We start from the raw sequence: 26,320 nt of genomic DNA, 5'->3' as shown, positions 1-26,320 counted from the left end.
TGGTTGCGAGATCTATGAAATCAGTTCATAGAATTTCTAAATCACTGGGATTACTATGGAAGTAACTCATCGAACTTCTAAACCGCTGGGATTCCTATGAAATAACTCATTGAACTTCTAAACCGTTGGGATTCCTATGAAATTAACTCATAGAGCTTCTAAACCGTTGGGATTCCTATGAAATTAACTCATAGAGCTTCTAAACCGCTGGGATTCCTATGAAATTAACTCATAGAGCTTCTAAACCGCTGGGATTCCTATGAAATTAACTCATAGAGCTTCTAAACCGCTGGGATTCCTATGAAATTAACTCATAGAGCTTCTAAACCGCTGGGATTCCTATGAAATTAACTCATAGAGCTTCTAAACCGCTGGGATTCCTATGGAATTAACTCATTGAACTTCTAAATTCTCAGAACAATTTTCGGCCAGTCCGATGAACGGGTTTCATCAGACCCATAACTACTTTCCAGTCCGACGAGCCGCCCCATCATGCTCCATCAAAACAAAAAAAGTAAAATCCGCCAATCCGGATTTTACTTTCCGTTTACCACAGATTTCTTTAGAACGACGCCGTGCTCTTTTAGTCTCTCTGCTAGAACTTTCATACCTGCAGCGTCACCGGCTTCTTTCGCTTCGTGGTACGCACTCAGCAAATCGGTTACTTCGTTCTGCTTACCGCGCAGTTTTTCTTCAGTGTCTGCACCAGCTTCGTCATCGTCATATACCATTTCAACTCTAAATGTAACAAACAGCATAATAATCCCGAATATAATCGCGAGCCCGATGCTCGATACGCCGGCGATGTTTTCAAGCGTATTATTTTCAATTACATTTTCCGATAAAAACCCTGCTATTTCCGGGGTAATAAATCCGACTGCCATACCCATCAGCACTTTTGTCGGATCGAAGTGGAATTTCTTTCTGTCCGGACGTCTGTCGTCTTCTTCTGATTTTAAAAACATAGTGAAGCTCCTTATAAATCTTCTTTCCTTAATATTATACTAGAATAACCATCTAAAACGTGAAAAAGATGCCATCATTTCTACAAAATAATGGCATCTCTGTTATTCAATTATTCATTTTATACTGCATGTACACAACTTGTGTAACAAGGAAGTCTTCAACGCCGTGTTGCCGTCGGTGCCTCCAAGTCCCGATTGTCTCATGCCTGCATGGTAACCTTGTACTGCTTCAAAGTTTTCCCGGTTCACATACGTTTCACCGAACTTCATCTCATTGATGACTTTCATCGTTTCGTTCATATCATTGGAATAAAGTGACGATGACAGCCCGTAAATCGTATCGTTTGCCATCTCGATTGCTTCATCAATTGTTTCAAATGTTGTAATTGGCAGAACAGGGCCGAATATTTCATCCCGCATAATTTTCGAGTCATGTGTCACGTTAGTTAAAATGGTCGGTTCATAGAAGAAACCTTTATCCGTCTCAGCTTTTTTACCGCCCGTGACCACTTTCGCACCGTCAGTCACTGCTTCGTCGACCATCTCTGCAACTGTATTCAAACGGTCTTCGTTAATTAATGGTCCAACTTCAACATCCTTATCTTCACGGGGATCACCGAGTTTCTTCTCTTTAAAGGCTGCTGCCAGTTTATCAATCAGCTCGTCTGCTACGCTTGAATGCACATAAACACGCTCGGCATTCGTACACGCCTGTCCGTTATTTGCAAGTCTCGATGTCACAAGCGCATTCACTGTAAGATCAATATCTGCTGACTGCGACACAATCGCCGGTGCTTTCCCGCCGAGTTCCAGATTTACCTTGGTGATATTCTGCGCCGCCGCTTCCATTACTTTCGTTCCTGCTGTAATACTGCCGGTCATCGTAATCATGTCGACATTTTTATGTTTAGCTAGAGCATTACCGATTTCGGAACCCGCACCGGTCACGACATTATATACACCAGCCGGAATATCGTCCATTTCATCGACAATCTTCGTAAATTCCATCGCCGTATTCGGCGTGTGCTGGCTCGGCTTAAGCACGATTGTGCTGCCTGTGACGAGTGCAGTCGCTACTTTTCTCGCTAAAATAAACATCGGGAAGTTCCACGGGTTAATACCAGCGACAACACCGATCGGTTTTTTATACATTAAAATATTCTCATTAGGACGATCACTCGGAACGATATCGCCTTCGATGCGTCTCGCCCATTCCGACATGTAATGGAAATAATCGATAGCCAGGTCGACTTCACCGCTCGCAAGATCGTAATCTTTCCCCTGCTCTTCCTGCAGTAAATCGATAAACTTCTCGCGTCTGTCTGCGATTCTGTCTCCAAGTCTGCGGACGATTTTCCCGCGTTCTATTCGGTGTCAGCTCCCACGCTTTCTGCGCTTTCTGAGCTGCCTGCACCGCCTTATCCACATCTGCATTCGTCGCTTTCGGAGTTCGTGAAATTACTGCTTCAGTCGCTGGATTAATTACGTCAATCCAATCTTTACCTGTCGAGTCCGTATAGGCTCCGTCAATATATAACTGATGCTGAATCAAAAAATCTCCTCCTGAATTTTATTACTTATTATCTTAATTAAGAGCAACACATTAAAAACGGTCGTTTATCCTTTTTCAGCAACGACTGTAAATCGTTCGTTAACGTGTTTACTATTTTCAGCTTCGTCGATAACTGCAATCGCAAAGTCGGCATAGCTGATATAGCTCTCTTCTTTACTATTCACAAGCAGCACGTCTGTACCTGTTTCATATGTTCCAGTACGTTTTCCTTCTGCGTCAAATTCTGCAGACGGGCTTATAAATGTCCATTTTAAATTAGTTGTTTGTTCAAGCTCTTCCAGGTTTTCACTCTGTCCCCCCGCAGTTGGTTTAAACATGTCCGGGAAGTTAGGCGTATCAATGACTGTCATCGTTCTGCTGTCATCTATATATAAACTGCCGGCGCCGCCAACCACAATCAAACGGGTTCCAGTTCCTGCCAGTGTATTGATTAATGCACGTCCTGCTTCAACGTGTGCATCTTTCTCACCAAGCGGAGCACCAAAGGCGTTTACTACAACCTCCAGTCCTTTGAAATCTTCTCTCGTTATATCATGCACATCTTTCTCTATTACACTCACATCATCATTGGTTAATTTAGAAGCATTTCTGACAATCGCAGTTACTTTATGTCCTCTGTTCAACGCTTCGTCTAATATTAAACTGCCGGCTTTACCCGTCGCACCTACGATTCCTATATTCATTAAAAATCCTCCAGTTATGTTATGATTTTAACTACTATTATGTATACCCTGCACTTACTTTTTGAAACTATACTTATTTAATGATCAGGAGAGCAGATATATGAAGAAAAAGAAAATCCAAAAGACTAATGCGATGCGTACGCTTGAGAATCACAAGATAAACTACGATGTCCATGAATACGCATGGAACGAAGAACGTACAGACGCTAAAACTGCTGCAGAGAAAGTCGATATGCCGTTTGAAAAAATATATAAAACATTAGTTGCCGTCGGTAATAAGACGAGTATTATCGTTGCCTGTATTCCCGCTTCAAATGAACTCGATTTAAAAAAGTTCGCGAAAGCGAGCGGCAACAAGAAAGTCGATATGCTTCATATGAAAGATTTGGAGAAAACAACGGGATATATCCGCGGCGGCTGTTCGCCTGTCGGGATGAAGAAACTATTTCCAACGTACATCGCAGCCGAAGCCGAAACGATGGAAACAATCGTTGTTTCTGCAGGCAGACGCGGTATGCAGATGGAGCTTGCTCCCGAGGAATTAGTTGAAGTCACTGAAGGAGAATTCGCTGATATTACAGAATAATAAAAAGCTCTGATCCATTTACAGGTCAGAGCTCTTTATCTTCTAAGACAGTTTCACTGTCTGGACACGGCTTCTCTCGGCTCGTTTGTACCATTCCAGGCACAGTAGAATAATCAGTGCCAAGTCTACAATATCACCGCCGTAATACATCAGCATGGCACCGCGCTCACCATCCTGACGAGGTATGCCTGCCGGCGGTGATGCATATATCAGTTTCGATAATATTTTATGGAAACCGAGTGCCGCGATAAGTACTGCTGCGCGATAAAAAAGAATAGCGGTGCGTTACAATATCGATATAAATAATCGACATGGTAAAGAGATAACCTGCAAGGAAAACGTGCAGATGAATAAGTGCAAACAGCAATACAGATGTGTGCATTAATTCAAACAGGCCGGTTTTGTAAATCAGAAACAAACCGCCGATATTAAGTATTGAGGCGACGATTGGATTGCTTATAAATTTTACATATTTCATATTCAAAAATGTACTCAATTTTCTCGCCTGAGAAACTTTCAGCGTCCGCATTATAAGCGTCATCGGTTTGCCGTGAAGTATAAGGAGCGGTCCAAGCATGCCGAGCAGCAGGTGCAAAAACATATGGACAGTAAAGTCTGTATGAGACAGACGGGCCAGCGGTCCTGTCAGTGCAGAAGCGGCAATGATTACCCCAATTGCAAAAAAAATACCGCCCTTTTTTCCATGCTCTATGTTTTTTATTGGAATAGTACATCGCTGCGGGATAGAGTATTAAAGCGGAAATTGCGATAAACAAGACGGTGATTTCAAGTATGAAAAAGTGTGTCATATTCATGTGATGCATACTTAATGACCTGCCTTTTTATGTTTCGACCTGAGGAGCAGCACGATGCCGGTAATTAAAAGAACGGCGCCTGAAATATTCCATGCCAGATCATAGGGCAGTAGATTAACATCGTAACGCACCTGATGAATCTGCAGCAGTTTGTGGTTGATAATACCGTCAAACAGCTGGAATCCTCCTAAACCGGTAAATATTCCGCCAGCCCATTTAAGTTTATAGACTGCCCGTTTACGCTGTAAATCAGCAAACATAAATAATCCAATTACGAGGGCAAACAAGGCAAATGCATTGAGCAGTCCATCAGATAAAATACCGATAAACGTCGTTGCACGATCATAGAAATGATGCCATTGGAGCAGCTGATGGAAAATAATTTCATCGACAAGTGCCATTAAACCAATACCGAAAAGAATACCCGACCATATGTTTTTCCGACCCATAGACATTCCTCTTTCGCATGTATATTTACATATTAAAGTACCCTGAAGCTGTATGTATTAATCTGGAAAAATAAAAAACCTTAAATCCATGATGGATTTAAGGTTTTAATATTTACTAAGCTTTTACGACGACAATTTCTCCGTCTTTAATGTGTGCTTTAACATTTTTTAGATTTCTTCTTCTAAAATTAAATCTGTCAGCTGATCTTCAATTTTATCCTGGATGACTCTGCGCAGCGGTCTTGCACCGAAGCGTTTGTCATAACCAAGGCTGACAAGTTTTTTCTTAGCGCCTTCAGTAATCGAGATACTGATTTCATTTTCTTTTAACGCAGCCTGTAATTCATCGAACATTAAATCAACAATTTCCATTAAGTGTTCTTCCGACAGCTGATTAAAGTTAATAATCGCGTCGAATCTATTAAGAATTCCGGTTTGAAATAATCACTTAAGTTTTCAAGTGTCGTAACCGATTCATGCTGGTCTGCATTAAAGCCGACGCTCGTATTGTTATCACCTGTACCGGCATTGCTTGTCATAATGACAACTGTTTCTTTAAAGCTGACTGTTCTGCCGTGTGAATCCGTTAATTGCCCGTCTTCCATAATTTGCAGGAACATATTCTGCACGTCAGGGTGCGCTTTTCAATTTCATCTAAAGAATAATTGAATAAGGATTATGGCGTACTTTTTCTGTCAGCTGTCCAGCTTCTTCGTGACCGACGTAACCTGGAGGTGAACCGATAATTTTAGATACGGCATGTTTCTCCATGTACTCGCTCATGTCGAGTCTGATCATTGAATCTCTTGAACCGAATAACTCTGCAGCAAGTGCTTTGTTAATTCTGTTTTACCAACACCGTCGGTCCGACGACATAAATGACCCGATTGGACGGTATTTAGATTTAAGTCCGGCACGGCTTCTTCTGACAGCTTTCGCTACCTTGTCGACAGCTTCATTCTGTCCGATAACTTTAGCATTCAGGTTAGTACCGAGCTCTCTCATTTGCGTCTGTTCTTCAGACTGCAGTTTCGTTACAGGAATACCTGTTTTCTCTTCAACAATCAGCTGAATATCAGATATATCGACATCCATTACCTGCTTGTCATCTGCTGCAGCTTCCAGCTGTTTCTCAAGCTGCAGTTCCTGATACTTAAGACGTGCTGCAGTTTCATAGTCTTCCTGCTCTGCCGCTGCGTCTTTTTCTTCAGCTATCTTTTCTAACTTCTGCTTGATTGATTCTGTATCATTCTCAGCATTAGCAAGGTTTAATCTTGAACCGACTTCATCCATTAAATCGATTGCCTTATCCGGTAAGAAACGGTCCTGAATTATCTGTCGGATAAATTCACAAACGCTTCAACAACTTCGTCTGAATAGCTGACTTCATGGAATTTTTCATAGCGGTCTTTAATTCCGTTAAGAATTAATACAGACTCTGCCAGTGTCGGTTCTTTAACCATAATCGGTTGCAGACGGCGTTCCAGTGCAGCGTCTTTTTCAATTTGGCGATATTCTTTCAATGTTGTCGCACCGATAATCTGCAGCTCGCCGCGTGCAAGTGCGGGTTTAAGAATGTTGCCGGCGTCCATCTGTGAACTTTCCGCAGAACCTGCACCAACAATCTGGTGAATCTCATCGATAAAGATAACATCCTCACGTTCTTTAAGTTCGGCAATCAGCTGTTTCATACGCTCTTCAAACTGACCGCGCATTGAAGTGTTCGCTACTAATGATGCCACATCAAGCACGTAAATTTCTTTATCCATCAGCTTAGTTGGCACATTGCCTTCCACTATTTTTGCTAATCCTTCAGCGATTGCTGTTTTACCGACACCAGGTTCACCGATTAAGACCGGGTTGTTTTTGTTACGTCTGTTCAGCGTTTCAACAACCCCTTAACTTCTTTGTCGCGTCCGATAACCGGGTCAATATTACCCGCTCTCGCTTCGTCTGAAATATTGTTGCCGAGCTGATCTAAAAGCCCGTCACGCTTGTTTTTTTCGCGTTCTTTAGTTTTTGTGCCTGTATTTTTATTCTCTTGTCCGTTGAAATATTTATTGTTTTCGAAAGATGATCCTTTAAAGAAGTCATTTGAATTTATCATTTGACCTTGGATTTCCTGGAAACAGCTGTCACATAAATGAACCTGCATTTTTTGATTGTTAAAATTCATTGCTAGGTTTACATTCGATTCGTTAATTCCGCAATTTTGACATTTCATATGTGTTTCCTCCTATTAGTATATTCTATTCACAGTCTATTTGACTTTGACTATATTTGACTATAAATACAGTATAAAGGCCTCAAAAGATATTTTCAAATATGATGCTTACAATTATTTTTCTCACCTGACTATCTTTGACCTTATGTATTTATTATACATTGACCTTCTTTGACTTTCAAGTGTTTTAGCTTGGTTTTTAAATAGAAAAACCGGCTCTTCCTAAGTGGAAAAGCCAGTCGTAATTATTATTTCGTATTTGTGAATCCGCCGTCGATACGGATTTATCTCTATTTATAAATTCACTTAAAATAAATTAATCAGCACGACACCTGTGAGCATAATTATTAGACCGATAAACTGTACGGGTACAATAGTATGTTTTGCTGAACGGAATAAACCGAACTGCTGCACTAAAATGCTCCCTGTAATTTGTCCGAATAACACCAGTACGATCGTCGGTCCTGTACCGATTTCACCCACGAGAAATATGTTGATTAAAACATAAAATCCGCCGAATATTCCGCCGAACCAAACCCAGAGCGGCGCCTTTTCTGTAATAGGGTATTTCACCGGTCTGAATGTTTTATCTCTTATTACAACGATGATAATTAACGTTGCCGCACCGATAAAGAACGAAATAAATGCAGCTGTAAACGGCGAGTTCACCGCACTGCCAAGTTCACCGTTAATCGCTGCCTGTATAGAAAGCAGTGCACCGCCGGTAAATCCTGCAGCTCGCCACGGCCATTTATTGATATCATTATTCAGAGATTCCAGCCTATGGTGGCGATGTTTCATGACATCCTGCAGCACAACTGCAAGAAAGACACCAGCAAAAATTAAGACGACACCAAGAAATCTGCTTATGCTAAAAGGCTGTACCATCGAATTAAACCAGCCAAAGTTATCGATGACCATGCCTGTAAATAATCATCCCGATAATCGGCATAATCGCAGTTTCTACGCTGCCTATTTTAGGAAAGATAAATATCGTTGTGAGTGCAATAACACCGCACACGCCGCCGAGCCATATCCATGCCGGCTGTTCAGTAAACACTGTCAGCTTAGGTGCAAGCGGCAAACCGTTGACCAGCACGATAATACTTAAAAATACGGTACCGATGACAAATGAAATCATCGATGCAATGAACGGGGAACGTACATAACTCCGCAACCCTGAATTAATAGCAGACTGCATCGACATTCCCGTTCCAATTGCAGCACCTAGTAATGCAGTAACATCGTGCTCACTTCCTCTGTCTGTTTAAATATTATCGTATCACTTATCAATGCAAAAAGCTCTTTTGATATTTTATCAAAAGAGCTTCTTATTATTCTGCCGGTTCCATCTGTGCTTCAAATTCATCAAGCAGTCCCCGGACCTCATCTGTCGTATTTGTGCTCATCAGCTGGTGTCTTAACTCACCTGCGCCTTTGATACCTCTGACATAAATCTTAAAGAATCTGCGCAGCGGTTTAAACAGACGCGATTCTTCTTTTGAATATTTATCGAATAAATCGAGGTGCAGTCTTAATAAGCCAAGCAGTTCTTCACTCGTATGTTCTCTCGGGTCTTTTTCAAATGCAAACGGGTTAGTGAAAATCCCCCGTCCGATCATGACACCGTCGATACCGTACTTCTCTGCCAGTTCGAGTCCTGTTTTTCTATCCGGAATATCGCCGTTAATGTTAGAAGTGTATCCGGTGCGATTTCATCGCGGAGCTTTTTAATTTCTCCGATTAAATCCCAGTGTGCGTCAACCTTACTCATTTCTCTGCGCGTGCGGAGATGAATCGACAGGTTGGCAATATCCTGTTTAAACACGTGAGTCAGCCAGTCTCTCCACTCTTCAATTTCAGAGTAGCCGAGACGCGTTTTAACACTCACTGGAATGCCGCCGGCTTTTGCCGCTTGAATAATTTCAGCAGCTGTTTCAGGACGCTGGATTAAACCTGCACCTTTACCTTTTGCAGCAACGTTCGGAACCGGACAGCCCATATTTAAATCAATACCTTTAAAGCCATTTCAGCCATGCCGATACTCATTTCGCGGAAATGTTCAGGTTTGTCTCCCCATATATGAGCGACAATCGGCTGTTCATCTTCTGTAAACGTTAAGCGTCCGCGTACACTGTGTACGCCTTCCGGGTGGCAATAGCTTTCTGTATTCGTAAATTCAGTGAAAAATACGTCGGGTGTTCCTGCTTCACTGACAACGTGACGGAACACAACATCTGTAACATCTTCCATCGGAGCTAAAACAAAAATGGACGCGGTAATTCACGCCAAAAGTTTTCTTTCATATATATTTAAACCTTCTTATCTATTAGTATCTCGAATTTTTATCCATGATGATATTACCACAAAAAGTCATTTTACACAAAGTATTATGACCATTAAAAAGCCTGCAGAGACTAATCATCTGCAGGTGCATATCACTCGTTTTGCATTTTATATGGCGGTGATCCAGCCTTCCCGCTTTACGCTGAACTTAAATACATCGTTATTTTTCATAATGATTTTAACGACGTTCGGGATTACGCCAGACTGTTCTTCGTTTTGCTTTTCTTATATATTTTTAAAAGTATTATACTCCGCCTATTGCTATCACAATTGTGAATATTAGCAATCCAGCGATTACAACGATTAAGAATCCCATAAACCACTTATTCATAACTCCCGCTCCTTTGTAAATCACCACATATACATTATACACGTAAAAAAATCACTTCATTTCGAAAATGAAGTGATTTCATAAATTATTCACTAATTCTTGTATTTTTTAACCGGTGCAGTCACCAGATCTTCGAGCGGTTTCGCACGATAAACGAAGAACGACATTACTGCCGCCGCAATCAACGCAATAATAAAGATAATGAAGTAAACAAACTCCACACCCGATACCATTGCCGCTGACACAGCCGCTGGCGACTCAGGATTTGCAGCACCTTCTAAATAGCTCTGCTGACGTGAGTTAAGCAGTCCGAGAAACACCGATACACCGATTGCTCCTGCCAATGGCTGAAGCGTTGATACCACTGCGGTACCGTGTGTATATAAATGTTTCGGCAGCTGGTTTAAACCGTTCGTCTCAGCCGGCATCATCGTTGCAGACACACTGAGCATAATCAGCATAAAGCCGACAATAATGACCCACTCAGGCGTTTCAGCAGTCAGGTTACTGAACATAAACATCGTTACAGCAAGAATAATCGTTGCTGGAATCATCATCACTTTCGGGCCGACTTTATCGAATAAAGCACCCATAAACGGACTCATTATTCCATTTAACAAGCTTCCCGGCAGCAGTAAAAGACCAGCCGCCGCTGCAGTAAGTCCCATCGGCCCCTGCATAAATACCGGCAGAATAAGTTCTGATGCAAACATCACCATAATAATAATAACGAACAATACTACGGCATGCGAGAACATTGGGAATTTAAATACGCGTAAATCCATTAGCGGTTCATCGAGTTTAAGCTGGCGGAAAACAAATAGTGAAATTGCAATCACACCGATAATAATGGGAATGAATACTGAAGGTGTCATAAATCCATTCGCACTTTCACCAGCGTGACTGAACCCGTAAATTGTTGAACCTAAACCAATCGTTGAAAATACGATAGAAATCCAGTCGATTTTCGGTTTGGTCATTTCAGTTATGTTGACCAGATACTTCAAGGCAAATAAAATTGAAAAAATCGTAAACGGCATAACGAAGATAAATAAGAATCTCCAGCCGAAGTATTCTACAATAATACCTGAAAGCGTCGGACCGATGGCCGGTGCAAACATAATTACAAGACCGACAATCCCCATAATTTTTCCTCGTTTATGAGGCGGATATATTAATAGAATACATTAAACATAATCGGCATAATTAAACCTGTACCGATTGCCTGAATCATACGTCCGAGGAGCAGTACACCAAACGTCGGCGCAAGTGCCGCGACGACTGTACCGATAAAGAATGTAACCATCGTACCGATGAACAGCTGTCTGGTCGTAAACCATCCCATTAAGAGCGGTGACACAGGAATAACGATAGCCATTACAAGCATAAAGCCTGTCGCTACCCATTGAACTGTAGAGAGAGTAATATCGAACTCTGCCATCAGTGTCGTTAAAGCGATATTGAGCAATGTTTCATTTAAAATAGCGAAGAATGCACCGATAATTAACGCGACCATAATCGGCAGCGTTTTAGCATTTGGATCCTCCGATAAAAATTCGTACTTTATATTTTTTTCTGTTGTCATTCTGCACCTCTTATATTTTCTTCATCTTGAGAAGTGAGAGTTCTCAATACACATCAAAATGATGACCTAGTATAATATAAGGTATATGGTAACCATACAGTCAAGAGGTGAGCATTATGAAATCGGAAATATATTTTACGACAGGTGATTTCGCAAAAATGTGCGAAGTGACAAAGCAGACACTGTTTCATTACGATAACATCGGACTTCTTCGTCCTGCACATAAAGATAATAAAGGATACCGCTATTACTCGTATACACAATTCGACACGATGTATGTCATTGAATCATTAAAAGAAATGGAAATGCCGCTTCGTGAAATCAAAGAATTTATCAGCGTAACAACACCTGATACGATGATTAAATTGTTTAAAGAAAAGTCTCGGCAGATCTCCGAAAAGATTAATAACCTTGCAAGCATTCAGAATACGATAGAAAAGAAAATATTAATTACTGAAGAAGCGAAGAAGACCGATTTCAGTAAAATCGTGCTGACTGAAGCACAAGAGGAATACTTTTATTTAAGTTCACCGCTCTTAAATAACAGTGAGGACGAAAATAAAGCGGCCATATCCGATTTTTATAAGATATGTATGCGTGAACTTCATGAAAAATACTCTATCGGTGTAATGATGAACATAGAAGATATCGCAAACGGCGACTTTGAAAACTTTGAACACCTGTTTGCGAAAACAGATTACACTGATGCACTCCCGCTGGTAAAAAAAGATAAAACGATGCGGATTACCGGCTATCATACCGGAGAGTACGAAAACGTTGCGGTAACATTTGACGCAATCTTTGATTTTATAGAAGAAAACCATCTTATCCCTGTTGATTACTTATATGCAGAACCTATACTCGACCGCATATCTGTAAATGACAGCGATAAATACGTGACGAAGATTACGATACCGGTAACTCGGGGTTAGATTGTCCACTTCATTGCGGAGCAAGCAGCTTTACTCGGGGATGACAGCGTCTCATTGCGGAGCAAACCAGTATTTTTTTGCTATTCAGCTCACAATAGTATATATTCAAAGCAAAATAATCGATAACCACAATAAAGGAGCGATAATATGAGCAAATCCACTTCAGTCGTTAAAACCGGTGTCGGTTTCGGCACAGTTCTTGCTGTCACTATTTCATGGAGTCTCCATCAGTCCATCCTCTGGGCAATTATCCACGGAATCTTCAGCTGGCTCTATGTTATTTACTACGTCATCGTCAGATAAATAAAAGTGTCTGCCAAAAAACGGCAAACACTTTTTTCAAGTAGTTTTTCATCATCGTTTCAGTGACTTCTTTATAAAGAAGCGGCCAATATTTAATAATTTTACTGAAGTTTAATTCTTCCGGAAAACTTTAATTCAAACATCATCAAATATTTTCACTCTAAATTGTAATACTCAAAAAAATATACATTAATTGGGTATATAAAAGATAAATAATAACACGGAGTGTTTCGATGATAACTTTATTAAAGTTAATAATAATTGGATTCGTTGCCGGAGCGATACTTGCAGCAGTAGGGAAAATCATCCGGATTACTACAGGAAACAAAGCTGAAATCCTTTTATATAATATGGATTATATGCCGGTTATAAAAAGATGGAGCGATAAGTGGATTACAGGAATTATTTTTCATTACACAACCTGTATCGTCAGTGCGGTTGTTTTATTCTACATGCTTATTCCTTTTAGCTGGGAATTGAACATCTGGCCGTATGTTCTCGTTTATACTGCCGGTAGCGCCGCACTTTATTTCCTCAGTCTGCTCACGGATAAACCGCCCGCTTCCGACAGCTTTTCTTCATGGTTTTACTGGACATTCAGTCACGCGATATTCGGTTTTGCAGTAGGGTTTTTAATTAAATTATGGATATAAAAAAAGACTTATGGAATTTTTATTCCATAAGTCTTTACTCATTATTACAGATGCATTGTCACATCTGCACTTTCTTTAAGGTCTGCAACTAATGCTTGTGCTGCTTCGCCTTCTTTTTGCATTACTACTTGTTCTTTAAGCTGCGGTTCAAGTTCTTCAAATGATGGCGGCTCTTCTTCAGTTTCCATTTGTTCCATTTGAGCGACCTGGGCATCGTAAATTTCCTGCATTTCTTCTTTCGACGGTTCAATGTCGCCAGCTTCTTCTGCGATCAGTTTATCCACTTTGACCTGCATATCTACCTGTGTCATTACTTCATCTTTAGGCATTCCCTGTTCTTCAAAAGCTGCGAACAGATCCTCCTGTGATTCCATGCCATTTTGTTCCACTAAGCTGTCAAGAACACCATTAGTATCTTCTTCAGTTACTTCAAGCTCACGGTTATCCGCTTCCTGAATTAATAACTCCTGTGATACCAGTCCGTCTGCGACTTGTTTTTTAAGATCGTCCTGGTTCACTTCTTCACCGGACATCTGAGACATCATCGCCATTTGCTGGAATTGCATATTATACGCTTCTTCAAATTCCGCTTTTTCAATTTTAGTATCATTTACTTCAGCAACAACATCAGGTACACCTTCTAAATCAGGTTCAGGCATTTCCGGCTGTTCTGCCGCTGCGCCTTCTTCACCTTTTGATTGAGGTGCTTCTGCTTCCTCGGCACTACCAGTATCTTCTGCTGCTTCTTCATCGCCATTGCATGCTGTGAGCAACAGCAATGAACCAATTATTGTTAAACTCGATAACCATTTTTTCATTTTGGAATTCTCCTTTGATTACTTACTTGTCCGTCATTCTATCGCACATTCATTTCTGAGGCATGTAAAAAGCGGCTCACAAGAAAATTATTTTCACGATATATGATTAATTCGTGACATTGTGAATCGGCTCACTATAAATAAAACCCTGTACCAAATACAGTAATGTACCTGATACAGGGTCTTTAAAAGTTTTATTTTTCTTCTTTATTCCAGCGGAAAACAGGTTTACGTGAAGCTCTAGTTTCGTCTAAACGTTTAACCGGTGTTTTGTGTGGCGCTGAGTGAATAATGTCAGGGTTGTTTTCTGCTTCATCAGCAATTTGAAGCATTGTATCGATAAAGTGATCAAGAGTTTCTTTAGACTCTGTCTCAGTTGGCTCGATCATAAGTGCTTCGTCTACGATTAGCGGGAAGTAAACAGTTGGCGGGTGGATATCAAAGTCCATCAGGCGCTTAGCGATATCTGATGTTCTAACTCCCTGTGCTTTCTGTTTATTACCAGAGATAACGAATTCGTGTTTACAGTGCTGTGTGAACGGAAGTTCGTATTTCTCCTGCAGGCTGCGCATAATGTAGTTCGCATTAAGTACAGCAAGCTCACTTGCTTTCTTAAGTCCTTCAGCACCTAATGTACGGATGTACGTGTAGGCACGGACGTTAATTCCAAAGTTACCGTAGAAGTTTTTAACCATACCGATTGACTGTGGACGGTCGTAATCTAACTCGTATACACCGTTTTCTTCACGGACAACTGGTTTTGGAAGGTATGGAGCAAGCTCATCAGTTACACCGATTGGGCCTGAACCAGGTCCGCCACCGCCGTGCGGGCCAGTGAATGTTTTGTGTAAGTTAAGGTGAACTGCATCAAAGCCCATGTCTCCAGGACGTGCGTAACCCATAATAGCGTTAAGGTTTGCACGTCATAGTACATTTTACCGCCCGCTTCATGGATGATCTCTGACATTCAAGAATTTGTGTTTCATAACCTAATGTGTTCGGGTTGTCGCATAAGCGCTCCGTGTTTTCGCTAACGACTTTCTTAAGGTCTTCAACGTCAACTAACCTTTATCATTCGATTTCCTCAACGATTTTGAATCTGCAATTGCTGGCGACGCCGGGTTTCGTACCGTGTGCTGAGTCAGGAACGATAACTTCATTACGGTGTGACTCTCCGTTAGCTTCGTGGAAAGCTTTAAATACCATAAGTGCAGTCCATTCACCCTGTGAACCGGCAGCCGGCTGTAAAGTGATTTCGTCCATTCCTGTAATTTCTTCAAGGTGTACTTGAAGATCGTACATTAACTCTAAAGCACCCTGGATAGTCCTAGTATCCTGATACGGATGAATGTGGCTGAATCCCGGTAATCTAACAACATCTTCGTTAATTACAGGGTTGTATTTCATCGTACATGATCCTAAAGGATAGAATCCTGTGTGGATACCGAAGTTACGGTTCGATAAGCCAGTGTAGTGACGCATTAATTCCAGTTCATCAACTTCCGGAAGATTTGCATCTACTTTACGAACGAAATCAGAACCAATTTCTTCTTCTAAATTAACTTCTGGTACATCAAGTGCAGGGAGGTTGTAACCTACTCTGCCTTCTTTACTGCGTTCAAAAATTAATGGAAAGTTTTCATTAGCCATTGTTGATATCCCCCAATTCTTTAACAAATGCATCGATTTCTTCTTTCGAACGGATTTCTGTCGTTGCAATCAGCATGTGGTTTTCGAACTCAGGGTAAATGATGCCAAGGTCAAATCCACCGACAATCCCTTTATCGAATAACTTCTCGTTAACCTCTTTAACAGGTTGTGAAAGCTTAACTACGAATTCGTTGAAGAATGATCCTTTGAATGCTGCTGGTAAACCAGCTTCTTCAAGCTGTTTCTGAGTATATCTTGCTTTTTGCATATTCAGTTTAGACATATCTTTAACACCGTTCTTGCCAAGTGCACTCATTGCAGCTGAACTAGCTACTGCGTTTAATGCCTGGTTAGATGTAATGTTTGATGTCGCTTTTTCACGTCTGATGTGCTGTTCTCTCGTTTGAAGTGCAAGAACGTATCCGCGCTGGCCGTCTTCGTCAACTGTTTCACCAACGAAACGTCCAGGTACTTTACGCATTAACTTATCAGTTGTAGCGAAATAACCACAGTGCGGTCCGCCAAGCTGTGCAGGAATACCGAATACTTGTGTATCACCAACAACAATATCAGCGCCGAATTCTGAAGGCGGAGTTAAGTATCCTAATGCTAACGGATTACTTGAAACAACCATCATTGCTTTAGGCTGTGCTTTAATTAATTCATTTATTTTATCAAGTGGTTCAATCTGACCTAAGAAGTTAGGGTATTGAACGATAACTGAAGCTGTATCTTCATCAATTTCTTTTTCAAGTTGTGCTAAGTCAGTTTTCCCGTCAGTTAAGCCAATTTCAACAATCTCAAGGCCTTTACCTTTTGATGCAGTTTTAACTAATTGACGGTACTCAGGGTGCAATGCTTCAGATACTAAGTTTTTTTCTTCTTAGTTTGAACGTTGCTTAAGTACATTGCTTCTACAACAGCAGTTCCGCCGTCATATAATGAAGAGTTTACGATAGGCATACCGGTAATTTCAGAAACCATAGTCTGGAACTCAAACATAGCTTGAAGTTCACCCTGTGTCATTTCCGGCTGGTAAGGCGTGTAAGAAGTATAAAATTCTTGTCTTGAAATAACGTGGTCAACTACTGACGGGATAAAGTGATCGTATACCCCAGCACCTAAAAATGAACTGTAATCCTGCAGGTTGGCGTTTTTAGCAGCCAGTGCAACCATTTCTTTTTTAAGCTCGTACTCACTAGTTGGTTCTTTCAGATTTAATTTTCTGTCCAGTCTAACTTTTTCAGGAATATCTGAAAAAAGCTCGTCTGTGGATTTTGCACCGATCTTTTCTAACATCTGTGTTTTATCAGCTTCAGTAGCTGGTAAATAACGAAAATCCATTACAATTTCCTCCCTGTTCTTCACATTTATAATATAATAATTTGCTATTATTATTTTATTTCCACACTCTATACTACCATATCGAATTAAATAAATAATCAATTTAGCAGCAGAGCTTATATGGAAAACACTGAATATATACAGCGCTTCCAAAAATCATTATTGCTGTTTTCAGATTTTCTGATTATTTTTCCATACAACGTTTATTATAGTGGCTTTTTGGGTACAATGCCAGTCTGATGTTATATATAACGTTTTATTTTGTGCAAAAGTTATAAACAGTCTACATAATAATAAGGAAAAATAATGATAGTATATAAGAAGCAGTAGAAAGGACTGCTTTTATGAATATTTTACTTTTAGGAATGACAGGCAGAGTCGGCAGTGAAATTGCAAAGCTGGCTTTGGAAGATAAACACCAGGTGACAGCACTTGTGCGCACGCCTGAAAAGATATCAATTAATGATGAAAATTTATAATTAAAAAGGTGACGTTCTTAAAGAAGACGTTGAGGTACCAGAAAGGGTGCAGATGGTCATCAGCGCTTTAATACAGACGGCGCCGATACGCTGACAAAAAGCATGCCGCTGATTATTGAAGCGATGACCGATGAAAGTATTAAGCGGATTGTCACGGTTGGTACTGCAGGAATACTGAACAGCAGAGCTGAACCCGACGTGCTGCGCTATCAATCCAGCGAGTCAAAACGGAAATTAACACGCGCAGCAGAAGAACATCATAAAACATATCTGCTGCTTGAAGACTCGAACCTCGACTGGACAGTCGTCTGCCCTACTTATTTACCGGACGGTGAAGCTGTTGGTGAACACCGTGAAGAACGTGACTTCCTGCCTGAAGACGGCAAGAAGATTACAGTTGGAGATACAGCAGAGTTTGTGTATAAGCAGCTTGAGAGTGATAAATAATTAAATCCCGTGTTGGGATAGCCTATTGAGAAAACTTGGGCTGGACACATATGAGCGGGCGTCATACCAGTCCCAGGGCTTTGGAACACATATGAGCGAGTGTCATACCAGTCCGAGGATACTGGAATACATATGAAGTCAGAGATGACGAAAAGTATCTACTATAAAATCTGATTTAACAAAACATCCCTTTGAACTATAAAGTTCAAAGGGATGACGTTTTAGATTCCTAAATATTACTTTATTCCACCGTAACCGACTTCGCCAGATTACGCGGTTTATCTACATCGTTTCCTCTGTGCAGTGCTGCATAGTATGAAATCAGCTGGTAGACTACAACTGAGACAAGCGGTGTCAGCATTTCATCCACTCTTGGAATGACGTATGTGTCACCTTCCTGCTCCAATCCTTCCATTGCAACGACACATACATTCGCACCTCTGGCTGCGACTTCCTGTGCGTTGCTTCTAATATTTAAATCTACTTTTTCCTGGGTTGATAATGCGAATACCGGCGTACCTTCTTCGATCAAAGCAATCGTACCGTGCTTCAGTTCGCCGCCTGCGAATCCTTCTGCCTGGATATACGATATTTCTTTCAGCTTCAATGCGCCTTCAAGACCGACATAGTAATCCATTGCTCTGCCGATAAAGAACGCGTTTCTCGCTGTTTCCAAATAACTCTTAACAATTTTTTCAATTTTATTAGCGTCTTCAATAACCGTTGTAATTGCCGTCGTTACTTTCCCAAGTTCAGCCATTAAATTCATATCTGAAACTTTGTTCAGCTCTCTCGCTGTCACTGCTGCTGTAATCGCAAGGACTGCAATCTGCGCGACATAGGCTTTCGTCGATGCGACTGCAATTTCCGGTCCTGCATGCAGTATCAGCGTTTCATCCGCTTCACGTGACAGTGTCGATCCCGGTACATTCGTCATCGTTAATGATTTGTAGCCTTTACCTTTAATATCTACGAGGACTGCACGGCTGTCTGCAGTTTCTCCCGATTGTGATATAAGATGAATAAAGGCTTTTCTGATAATAATGGTGTGTTGTAGACAAACTCAGATGCGACGTGCACTTCTGTCGGTACACCTGCCCATTTTTCAAAATATTCTTTACCGACCAGTCCGGCGTGGTAGCTCGTACCTGCTGCGATGATATATAATCGGTCCGCTTCATTCAGCTGTTTGATTATATTTTTATCAATTTTAAGTTCGCCGTGCTCATCCTGATATTCTTTAATGATTTTACGCATCACCTGCGGCTGTTCATTGATTTCTTTAATCATGTAATGCGGATACGTGCCAAGCTCCGTGTCGCTCGCATCAATTTCCGCAATATAAGATTCACGTTCGATTTCCGCACCTTCGATATCTCTGATGATCATTTGGTGTTCCATCAGCTGAATGATTTCGCCGTCCATTAGTTCAACAAATTCATTCGTTAAATTAAGCATCGCCATTGCATCGGATGTAATGACATTGAAGCCGTCACCTTTACCTAAAAGTAGCGGTGATTTATTTTTAGCTGCATAGATAGTGTGGTCATCTTCATTATCCAAAAGACCAATCGCGTATGATCCGTGCAGTAATGATAAAGTTTTTTGAAATGCTTCAAGCGTCGATGAACCTTCAGCGGCAAACTTCGCAACAAGCTGCACGATAATTTCCGTATCAGTATCCGACACAAGTTTTGTATCATTTAAATATTCTTCTTTAACTGCTTATAGTTCTCAATCACACCGTTATGCACCAGTGTAAATCTCTCATCTGTACTTTGGTGCGGATGAGAATTCGCTACACTCGGTTCACCGTGTGTTGCCCAGCGTGTATGGCCGATACCGATAGTTCCTTCGAAGTCTAAATCCACTTTTTTACGCAGCTCGGCGATTCTGCCTTTCTCTTTAAAAACTTTTGTTTCCTTATTATTTTTACTGCAATACCCGCTGAATCATAACCGCGGTACTCCAGCTTTTCAAGCCCTTTTAATAATATTTCCTTCGTATCTGCCGTTCCAATATATCAACAATTCCGCACATAAGATAAACTCCTTCTACGTTCGTTTAAGTTTTGTGGGGCATCTGCTTTGTCAGACCGGTCACCCGGTAATTTTCACAGATACACTTACGAATACTTCAGTATCCGGGACAGCATCCGCCGAAAGTTCGATCGCTGTCCTCCTCGTCAACAGTACATATCTACTGCTCAGGCGCTATTCCGATTAAGTTTACAAATTTCCCTCCTTTTTCGTCAGAATAAAAGTGTAATTTAATTTTTTCTTGATTACAAGAACTTTTTTACCTTTTAATGGTAAAAATATAGTTGCTTGATCCTTTTTCTACTGCGTTTGTATTTGCGTGACTATGTTTATTTCTACACTGTCCGACAAAGCCAGTTATCGGACACTTTAGCCTCCGCATTCCTCCCAGACTTATCAAGAAATAAAAAACAGGAACGATATCTCTATCGCCCCTGCTAAAATTATTATTCCAATATTTCTTTTACTCTGCCGACGATGCCGTCTTCGAGCTTAACTTTAATGCCGTGATGATGGTTAGCTGAGTTCGTTAATATTCTTGCCACAACGCCTTCAGTCAGTTCACCTGTTCTCTGATGGTTTTTCTGTACGACTTTCACTGTACTGCCTACTTTTATATCTGCTCTTTTTGTTCCGTCCATAATGATTCTCCTTTTGTTCGCATTCATATAATTTAATAATAACATTTTTACGATTATTATATCGAAATGCTCTGAAGCTTACTACTTAACAACTTCTTATAATTGTTTATAAAAAGTTATATTTATGTCTAAAAAGTGTTATAATATACAGGTCAGAGGAGGTCGCATCATGAAAGGTAAAACTCATATCATTGGTGGTGTCGCATCCAGTCTGGCAGTCGCTCATTTTACATACGCCGATCCTGTTCTATTAATTGGCGCCGGTATTGCCGGGTCTTTAATTCCCGATATATGTCACGGCGGCAGCAAGATTGGGAAGACATTTCCGGTACTTTCGAAATTAGTTAATTTCGTTTTCGGTCACCGCTCATTTACACACAGCCTGCTGTTTATCGTGATGATTGCTTTTCTCGTCGATTACTTTTTTCCAAATGATGCGATAAAACTCGGTTTAATTACGGGCATGATCAGTCATTACATATTGGATATGGCGACTAAAAGCGGCATACAGCTGTTTTTTCCGATAAGCTTTAAAGTCAAATTTCCGATTACAACACGGACAGGCAGTTTTACAGAGAATATTATTTTCGGCCTGCTGTGTCTCGTTTCGCTATATTTTGGATTTCAGGTATTAGGTGTATACATATTTACGTTTATAAACGATTTTAATATGGGAGAGCTGCTGGCTAATCCAGCATATTAGTCTCATACATAAAAAAGCGAAGCCATAAATGCGGCTTCGCTTTTTAAATTTCTTCTTTATTTATCCAGACCCATTTCAGCTTCTACTACTTTCGCAATTTCCGCACTGTAGTTCGCTGCCAGTTCTTCAGTTTCAGCTTCTACCATAACGCGTACAAGCGGTTCTGTTCCTGAAGCACGGACGAGTATACGTCCATTACCAGCCATGCGCTGTTCTACATCAGTCATAATTGCTTTGACCGCTTCATTATTCGTAACATTGTGCTTATCGCTCACACGTACGTTTACGAGCTCCTGAGGGAACGTTTCAACCATTGCTGCAAGTTCACTCATCTTTTTGCCTGATTCTTTAACGATTGCCGCTAAATGAATACCTGTTAACAGACCGTCGCCCGTCGTATTGTAATCCATCATTACGATATGGCCTGATTGTTCTCCGCCTAATGAATAGCCGCCTTTACGCATTTCAGCTACAACATATCTGTCGCCGACCTGTGTTTTATCAGATTTCATACCGTGTGCTTCAATTGCTTTATAGAATCCAAGGTTACTCATTACTGTGGAAACGACTGTGTCGTCTTTCAGTTCACCTTTTTCTTTTAGTGCATGCGCAATGATAAACATGATTTTATCGCCATCGACGATCTCTCCTTTTTCATCGACTGCAATGATTCTGTCCCCGTCTCCGTCAAATGCAAGACCAAAGTCGCATTTCTCTTCTTTAACGAGCTCCTGAAGTTTTTCAGGATGCGTTGAACCCACACCTGCATTTATGTTCGTGCCGTCAGGATTGCTGCCGACTGTAGCTGTATCTGCTTCAAGGTCACCAAATAAATAAGGTCCTAAGTGATACGTCGAACCATGAGCGCCGTCAAGGCCGATTTTCAGTCCTTCAAAGTCAGTATCAATTGTTGATTTTAAGTAGCTTAAGTATTTCTGGCCGCCTTCAAAGTAGTCTGAAATTGTACCTACAGAAACACCTATCGGTCGTGGCAGATTATCTTCATTGCTGTCGAGCAGTGCTTCAATTTCAGCTTCCTGTTCATCAGTCAGTTTAAAACCGTCCGGCCCGAAAAATTTAATCCCGTTGTCTTCAACCGGGTTGTGTGATGCAGAAATCATAACACCTGCATTTGCTTCCATGTCTTTAGTCAGATAAGCAACACCTGGTGTAGAAATAACTCCGAGGCGCATCACTTCAGCACCGATTGATAATAGTCCTGCAACGAGCGCAGACTCCAGCATTTCTCCTGAAACGTGTATCTCTTCCAACTAGAACGCGTGGATGTTCTTCGCCTTTTTCAAGCAGTGTGTATCCGCCAAAACGGCCTAATTTAAAAGCCAGTTCCGGTGTTAAACCTTCGTTTGCAATACCTCTAACTCCATCTGTACCAAAATACTTTCCCATAGTAATCTCCTTTTATGCAGCAATTATTCGTCTTTTTCTATCGTGACATCCGCTTCAAGTACAGCAGGTTCACTTTTTGTAACATTTTCAGGTAACTCAAGCCGGACATCTTTTGTGCCCGATGATGACATTCCCCCGATATCGACTTCTGCTTTTACAGATGATATCGAATTTAATGTTTCACTGTCACCATATATTTCAATTGTATCATGATTTAATTCCACTTCCGATAGTGTACTGCCGTCAGCAGCATCACCTGTCGTTTCAAGATTGACTGGCACTTCCTTGCTAAGCTCATCAACATTAATTTCAATTCTTACTGTAGAAGGTTCAATACTGACATCAAGTTTATTATACTGTGCATCGAAAGCACTCACTTCAGCTTCTTCAACACGTTCTTCAGTAATACTCGACGTATCGGACATCATCGCCCGGACGTATTGTATACGGTTCATCGTGCTTTCGCCGCCGCGTACAGTTACTGTTGACGGTTCAACACTGACCGAGCCGAGCTGATAGCTTGAGCCGATTCTTCCTTCACTTACTTCAGCCTGGACTTCAAAAGTTTGCGATACAAGATTCTGTATCGTCACATTAGCTGTTTCCGGCTGAACTGTCCCTGCCACATTTTCCGGCAGACCGCTCACCGTGAAGAACACTTCATGTTCCCCGGGTTCACGATTTCTAAGATCTAAAATCACTTCAAAATTACGCGTCGCCTGAAGACGCTTCACATTCGAATTCGTTCCGCCGAGTTCCACAGTGACTTCCTGCGGTACACCCGATACGTAATATGATTCTTCATCATACAGTACTACAACAGGAACGCCTTCAACAAATTGCGTCTCGTCTTCTGTTGCGCTGTCATCGGTAAACAGATTCATATCTTCAAAGACATTATTTGCGTTCACAAACATAAACAGTGCGAGCAGCAATGCAACGATGCTCAGTCCTAATTTACTTTCGAGCAAACAAACCGCCTCCTTCTTTAGCACCGGAAGCAACCAGCCAGTGTTTCTGGAGGAGTTCTTCCAGTTTCTCCAGAGTAATTTCCTTAGACATCTTACTGTCGTATGTAACTGAGACGTTACCTGTTTCTTCCGATACGATTATCGTAAATGCATCGGTTACTTCTGAAATACCGACAGCAGCCCTGTGACGTGTACCTAAGTCTTTTGCGATCTTATTGCTTTCAGACAGCGGCAAGTAACTGCCGGCTGTCGCAATTTTGTCGCCCTGGATTATCATCGCCCCGTCATGCAGCGGCGTATTCGGAATAAAATATTGATTAAGAGCTGCGACGTAATTTCCGCATTTAACGGCACACCCGTCTCAATATAATCCTTCAGTCCGGTTTCTTTTTCCAGAACAATCAATGCACCGATACGGCGCTTTGCCATATAGCGGACTGCAGTTACCATATCCTGCCGCATCTTTTCATGCTGCGATACATCATTGCCGCCGCTCGACCTGAACAAACTGCCGCGCCGAGCTGTTCAAGCGCCCGTCTTAATTCCGGCTGGAATATAACGATAACGGCGAGGAAACCCATTGCAGGACCATATCGAACAATTGTGTTGTCGTTGTTAAATCTAAAAAATTACTTAATGCCTGTCCAATAATTATGAAGAATTCCCTTTGATTAACTGTACAGCTTTCGTCCCTTTAATGACCGTCAGTATTAAATAAAAAACGTACCATATAATCAGGATGTCAATGATGCTCGTTATTACAAAAGATGTAGAGATATTATCAAAAAAGTTGGCTGTTTCCATAATGATTTTCCTTTCTATTATGTTATAAGCCACCTAATCTCCCGGTAAGTTCTTTATACAGATTACCTATTTGCGGTATGCTGGAAATTTCCTTGTTAGGCGCTGGTGTCGCTTTTAATAATTGATCAGCTTCTTTGACTCTGTCCAGTTGCCACAGACTGTAAGCCTTCATAATACTGATATCTGTTTCACTGCTGTCACCTGCAAGCAGGAGGACAGCCTCGTACCTTTCAAGTTTAACCAGAAGCAGCATTTCAAATTTCTTCAGGTCTTCTTTTTTATAAGTAATACTTAATCTGGAAGAAATCTGGTTAATATCTTCTACCAGCCTGTGCGCAGTATAATACTGTTTAAATATAATATAACATTTTACAAGCGCAAATCGTAATTTAATATCGGAAATATTCAATTCATCAAACTTAGTTAACAGATACACCGTTTCCTCCTATATCTATCGCTTCATCAACCGCACCATCTTCAATTAGCAGTTCTGATTTTAACAGCACAGCATTGACGTAATGCTGATTAACAGCAATCGTCGACAGTTTCTGCAGTGCTTTATCAGTATGCAGTCTCGTACGCTTTAAATCCCCTTTGAAATTAAAATAGCGTGCATAAATTAAATGTATTCTGCCGCTGTCAGGCAAAGGCACATCTTCAATCTGCTCATATTCTTTATCGATAAAATGTTTTACAATCTCGTAATCTTCATTGTCTACTTTTAATTCGTAGTGGCCGATTTCCCGCAGAATTTCAAAATTGTTATATTTAAAATGCGAAACCTCTGCCATGAAATCATTTACCGTACAATTTAAACGTTTGCTGAGTTTAACTAAAACATTGGTAGATGGCTGGACAGTCCCTTTTTCTATCAAACTTAAATAAGTTCGGGAGATGATCCCGTCAGCCAGTTCTTCCTGGGTTAAATTATTATTATTACGTATCTCTTTAATTCTTTGACCTATCATACTCATCCCCCTAAGTACTTAACATTTTAATAATACCAAATTCACAATTGTGTAACAAATATTCTCATTTATTTAAATACTGTTTAATTGACTGTATTTACATTTTACATGATAATTAAAGAAAATGTATATGGAGGACACTGATGGAAAAATTGCTCATCATTACTGAACTGGACCAGCTTAAATCAATCAGCGACCCTTTTAGACTGCAGCTTTTGTCCATGATAGCAGAAGAAGCTAAAACAGGACAGATGCTTGCCGATGAACTCGAAATGCCGAGAGCGAAAGTACATTACCATTTAAACCAGCTGCTGTCCCATAATATCATTACTGTAGCCTATACTATGGAGAAAAACAGTATTATCCAGAAGTTTTACCGCCCGGCGGCAGAAAAAATTGTGCCGTCCATCAATATTTTTAATTTTAATAAAGAGAATGATGCTGAATCACTTGAAGCATATGAAATCCTGATGAATGATACAGAACAGAGGAAACTAACTGATGAATTAAGCCGTCTTCAGAAGCGAAAAAAAGCGAAAAAAGAAACAGCTACTGCTAATGAGTATGCTGTTTACGTGATGAAAATATGAGAGAAGCCTAACGG

The 26,320-nt window shown here is 40.8% G+C and carries 16 protein-coding genes and 11 pseudogenes; 7 read left to right on the top strand and 20 right to left on the bottom strand.

The genetic code is table 11. The features are described from left to right. Positions 1-536 precede the first annotated feature (536 nt). The 3 genes and pseudogenes from G4D76_RS10185 to G4D76_RS10175 form a co-directional block, all read right to left on the bottom strand. Complete coding sequence (locus G4D76_RS10185) at positions 537-965, bottom strand: hypothetical protein (protein ID WP_213809799.1); 429 nt, start codon at positions 963-965, stop codon at positions 537-539. Between the two features lie 106 nt (positions 966-1,071). Beyond that, positions 1,072-2,517: pseudogene (gene aldA, locus G4D76_RS10180) on the bottom strand (aldehyde dehydrogenase). 65 nt (positions 2,518-2,582) lie between these two features. Continuing rightward, entirely contained in the window at positions 2,583-3,221 is a 639-nt protein-coding gene (locus G4D76_RS10175) for an NAD(P)-dependent oxidoreductase (protein WP_026858823.1), read from the bottom strand. A gap of 100 nt (positions 3,222-3,321) precedes the next feature. Between G4D76_RS10175 and ybaK the strand changes: the two genes are divergently transcribed. Continuing rightward, a complete protein-coding gene (gene ybaK / locus G4D76_RS10170) occupies positions 3,322-3,807 on the top strand; it encodes a Cys-tRNA(Pro) deacylase (RefSeq protein ID WP_213809798.1) in 486 nt (161 codons plus the stop codon). A 42-nt stretch (positions 3,808-3,849) separates the two neighbouring features. On the opposite strand, the pseudogene G4D76_RS10165 reads toward ybaK, so the two are convergent. The 7 genes and pseudogenes from G4D76_RS10165 to G4D76_RS10140 form a co-directional block, all read right to left on the bottom strand. Continuing rightward, positions 3,850-4,435: pseudogene (locus tag G4D76_RS10165) on the bottom strand (cytochrome c oxidase assembly protein). Between the two features lie 198 nt (positions 4,436-4,633). Next, positions 4,634-5,071 (bottom strand): DUF2243 domain-containing protein, encoded by a 438-nt coding sequence (locus G4D76_RS10160; protein WP_371814472.1) that lies wholly within the window; start codon positions 5,069-5,071, stop codon positions 4,634-4,636. 115 nt (positions 5,072-5,186) lie between these two features. Further along, positions 5,187-7,295, bottom strand: a pseudogene (locus tag G4D76_RS10155) (AAA family ATPase). Positions 7,296-7,601: 306 nt separating this feature from the next. Beyond that, a complete protein-coding gene (locus G4D76_RS15235) occupies positions 7,602-8,183 on the bottom strand; it encodes a DMT family transporter (RefSeq protein WP_256440468.1) in 582 nt (193 codons plus the stop codon). 19 nt (positions 8,184-8,202) lie between these two features. Next, complete coding sequence (locus G4D76_RS15230; RefSeq protein ID WP_256440467.1) at positions 8,203-8,496, bottom strand: DMT family transporter; 294 nt, start codon at positions 8,494-8,496, stop codon at positions 8,203-8,205. Positions 8,497-8,629: 133 nt separating this feature from the next. Continuing rightward, positions 8,630-9,601, bottom strand: a pseudogene (locus G4D76_RS10145) (tRNA dihydrouridine synthase). A gap of 463 nt (positions 9,602-10,064) precedes the next feature. Next, a pseudogene (locus G4D76_RS10140) lies at positions 10,065-11,557 on the bottom strand (MDR family MFS transporter). 116 nt (positions 11,558-11,673) lie between these two features. Here G4D76_RS10140 and G4D76_RS10135 point away from each other — a divergent pair. The 3 genes from G4D76_RS10135 (at position 11,674) to G4D76_RS10125 (ending at position 13,445) form a co-directional block, all read left to right on the top strand. Then, positions 11,674-12,489, top strand: a complete 816-nt coding sequence (locus tag G4D76_RS10135) for a MerR family transcriptional regulator (RefSeq protein WP_213809796.1) — start codon at positions 11,674-11,676, stop codon at positions 12,487-12,489. Positions 12,490-12,636: 147 nt separating this feature from the next. Then, positions 12,637-12,792 (top strand): hypothetical protein, encoded by a 156-nt coding sequence (locus G4D76_RS10130; protein WP_169516113.1) that lies wholly within the window; start codon positions 12,637-12,639, stop codon positions 12,790-12,792. A 233-nt stretch (positions 12,793-13,025) separates the two neighbouring features. Further along, positions 13,026-13,445 (top strand): hypothetical protein, encoded by a 420-nt coding sequence (locus tag G4D76_RS10125; RefSeq protein WP_213809795.1) that lies wholly within the window; start codon positions 13,026-13,028, stop codon positions 13,443-13,445. 44 nt (positions 13,446-13,489) lie between these two features. Here G4D76_RS10125 and G4D76_RS10120 read toward each other — a convergent pair whose 3' ends face one another. The 3 genes and pseudogenes from G4D76_RS10120 to gcvPA all read right to left on the bottom strand — a co-directional run bounded on the left by G4D76_RS10120 (position 13,490) and on the right by gcvPA (position 17,257). After that, a complete protein-coding gene (locus tag G4D76_RS10120; RefSeq protein WP_026858833.1) occupies positions 13,490-14,263 on the bottom strand; it encodes a SurA N-terminal domain-containing protein in 774 nt (257 codons plus the stop codon). Positions 14,264-14,457: 194 nt separating this feature from the next. Next, positions 14,458-15,913 (bottom strand): annotated as a pseudogene (gcvPB, locus tag G4D76_RS10115) (aminomethyl-transferring glycine dehydrogenase subunit GcvPB). Beyond that, a pseudogene (gene gcvPA / locus G4D76_RS10110) lies at positions 15,906-17,257 on the bottom strand (aminomethyl-transferring glycine dehydrogenase subunit GcvPA). The pseudogenes gcvPB and gcvPA overlap by 8 nt, the downstream one beginning before the upstream one ends. A gap of 344 nt (positions 17,258-17,601) precedes the next feature. Here gcvPA and G4D76_RS10105 point away from each other — a divergent pair. Beyond that, positions 17,602-18,183: pseudogene (locus G4D76_RS10105) on the top strand (NAD(P)-dependent oxidoreductase). Positions 18,184-18,424: 241 nt separating this feature from the next. Here G4D76_RS10105 and glmS read toward each other — a convergent pair. Beyond that, positions 18,425-20,223: pseudogene (glmS, locus tag G4D76_RS10100) on the bottom strand (glutamine--fructose-6-phosphate transaminase (isomerizing)). Positions 20,224-20,668: 445 nt separating this feature from the next. Beyond that, complete coding sequence (locus G4D76_RS10095) at positions 20,669-20,863, bottom strand: YwbE family protein (RefSeq protein WP_213809794.1); 195 nt, start codon at positions 20,861-20,863, stop codon at positions 20,669-20,671. 169 nt (positions 20,864-21,032) lie between these two features. Between G4D76_RS10095 and G4D76_RS10090 the strand changes: the two genes are divergently transcribed. Next, a complete protein-coding gene (locus G4D76_RS10090) occupies positions 21,033-21,566 on the top strand; it encodes a metal-dependent hydrolase (RefSeq protein WP_213809793.1) in 534 nt (177 codons plus the stop codon). Positions 21,567-21,622: 56 nt separating this feature from the next. Here G4D76_RS10090 and glmM read toward each other — a convergent pair. The 5 genes and pseudogenes from glmM to G4D76_RS10065 form a co-directional block, all read right to left on the bottom strand. Then, positions 21,623-22,973, bottom strand: a pseudogene (gene glmM / locus G4D76_RS10085) (phosphoglucosamine mutase). 23 nt (positions 22,974-22,996) lie between these two features. Beyond that, a complete protein-coding gene (locus G4D76_RS10080; RefSeq protein ID WP_026858840.1) occupies positions 22,997-23,944 on the bottom strand; it encodes a CdaR family protein in 948 nt (315 codons plus the stop codon). Further along, positions 23,931-24,373, bottom strand: a pseudogene (locus tag G4D76_RS15225) (diadenylate cyclase). Before G4D76_RS15225 ends, G4D76_RS10080 begins: the two are co-directional and overlap by 14 nt. Before the next feature lie 397 nt (positions 24,374-24,770). Continuing rightward, a complete protein-coding gene (locus G4D76_RS10070) occupies positions 24,771-25,184 on the bottom strand; it encodes a hypothetical protein (protein WP_213809792.1) in 414 nt (137 codons plus the stop codon). Then, the gene (locus G4D76_RS10065) at positions 25,168-25,716 is read right to left on the bottom strand and encodes a helix-turn-helix domain-containing protein (RefSeq protein WP_213809791.1); all 549 of its coding nucleotides are present in this window, start codon (positions 25,714-25,716) and stop codon (positions 25,168-25,170) included. Before G4D76_RS10065 ends, G4D76_RS10070 begins: the two co-directional genes overlap by 17 nt. 143 nt (positions 25,717-25,859) lie before the next feature. Between G4D76_RS10065 and G4D76_RS10060 the strand changes: the two genes are divergently transcribed. Then, positions 25,860-26,306, top strand: a complete 447-nt coding sequence (locus tag G4D76_RS10060; RefSeq protein WP_213809790.1) for an ArsR/SmtB family transcription factor — start codon at positions 25,860-25,862, stop codon at positions 26,304-26,306. Positions 26,307-26,320 lie beyond the last annotated feature (14 nt).

It is taken from the genome of Jeotgalicoccus sp. WY2 (assembly GCF_018437745.1).
GTDB lineage: Bacteria > Bacillota > Bacilli > Staphylococcales > Salinicoccaceae > Jeotgalicoccus > Jeotgalicoccus psychrophilus.
Note: the sequence above shows the minus strand (reverse complement) of the source record. Positions and strands in the feature narration are given on the sequence as shown.

Coding starts and splice junctions, on each gene's coding strand:
- G4D76_RS10060 (WP_213809790.1), top strand. CDS start 25,860: ATGGAAAAATTGCTCATCATTACTGAACTGGACCAGCTTAAATCAATC.
- G4D76_RS10095 (WP_213809794.1), bottom strand. CDS start 20,863: ATGGACGGAACAAAAAGAGCAGATATAAAAGTAGGCAGTACAGTGAAA.
- G4D76_RS10135 (WP_213809796.1), top strand. CDS start 11,674: ATGAAATCGGAAATATATTTTACGACAGGTGATTTCGCAAAAATGTGC.
- G4D76_RS10185 (WP_213809799.1), bottom strand. CDS start 965: ATGTTTTTAAAATCAGAAGAAGACGACAGACGTCCGGACAGAAAGAAA.
- G4D76_RS10120 (WP_026858833.1), bottom strand. CDS start 14,263: ATGAAAAAATGGTTATCGAGTTTAACAATAATTGGTTCATTGCTGTTG.
- G4D76_RS15230 (WP_256440467.1), bottom strand. CDS start 8,496: ATGCAGTCTGCTATTAATTCAGGGTTGCGGAGTTATGTACGTTCCCCG.
- G4D76_RS10160 (WP_371814472.1), bottom strand. CDS start 5,071: ATGGGTCGGAAAAACATATGGTCGGGTATTCTTTTCGGTATTGGTTTA.
- G4D76_RS10065 (WP_213809791.1), bottom strand. CDS start 25,716: ATGATAGGTCAAAGAATTAAAGAGATACGTAATAATAATAATTTAACC.
- ybaK (WP_213809798.1), top strand. CDS start 3,322: ATGAAGAAAAAGAAAATCCAAAAGACTAATGCGATGCGTACGCTTGAG.
- G4D76_RS10125 (WP_213809795.1), top strand. CDS start 13,026: ATGATAACTTTATTAAAGTTAATAATAATTGGATTCGTTGCCGGAGCG.
- G4D76_RS15235 (WP_256440468.1), bottom strand. CDS start 8,183: ATGGTACAGCCTTTTAGCATAAGCAGATTTCTTGGTGTCGTCTTAATT.
- G4D76_RS10090 (WP_213809793.1), top strand. CDS start 21,033: ATGAAAGGTAAAACTCATATCATTGGTGGTGTCGCATCCAGTCTGGCA.
- G4D76_RS10130 (WP_169516113.1), top strand. CDS start 12,637: ATGAGCAAATCCACTTCAGTCGTTAAAACCGGTGTCGGTTTCGGCACA.
- G4D76_RS10175 (WP_026858823.1), bottom strand. CDS start 3,221: ATGAATATAGGAATCGTAGGTGCGACGGGTAAAGCCGGCAGTTTAATA.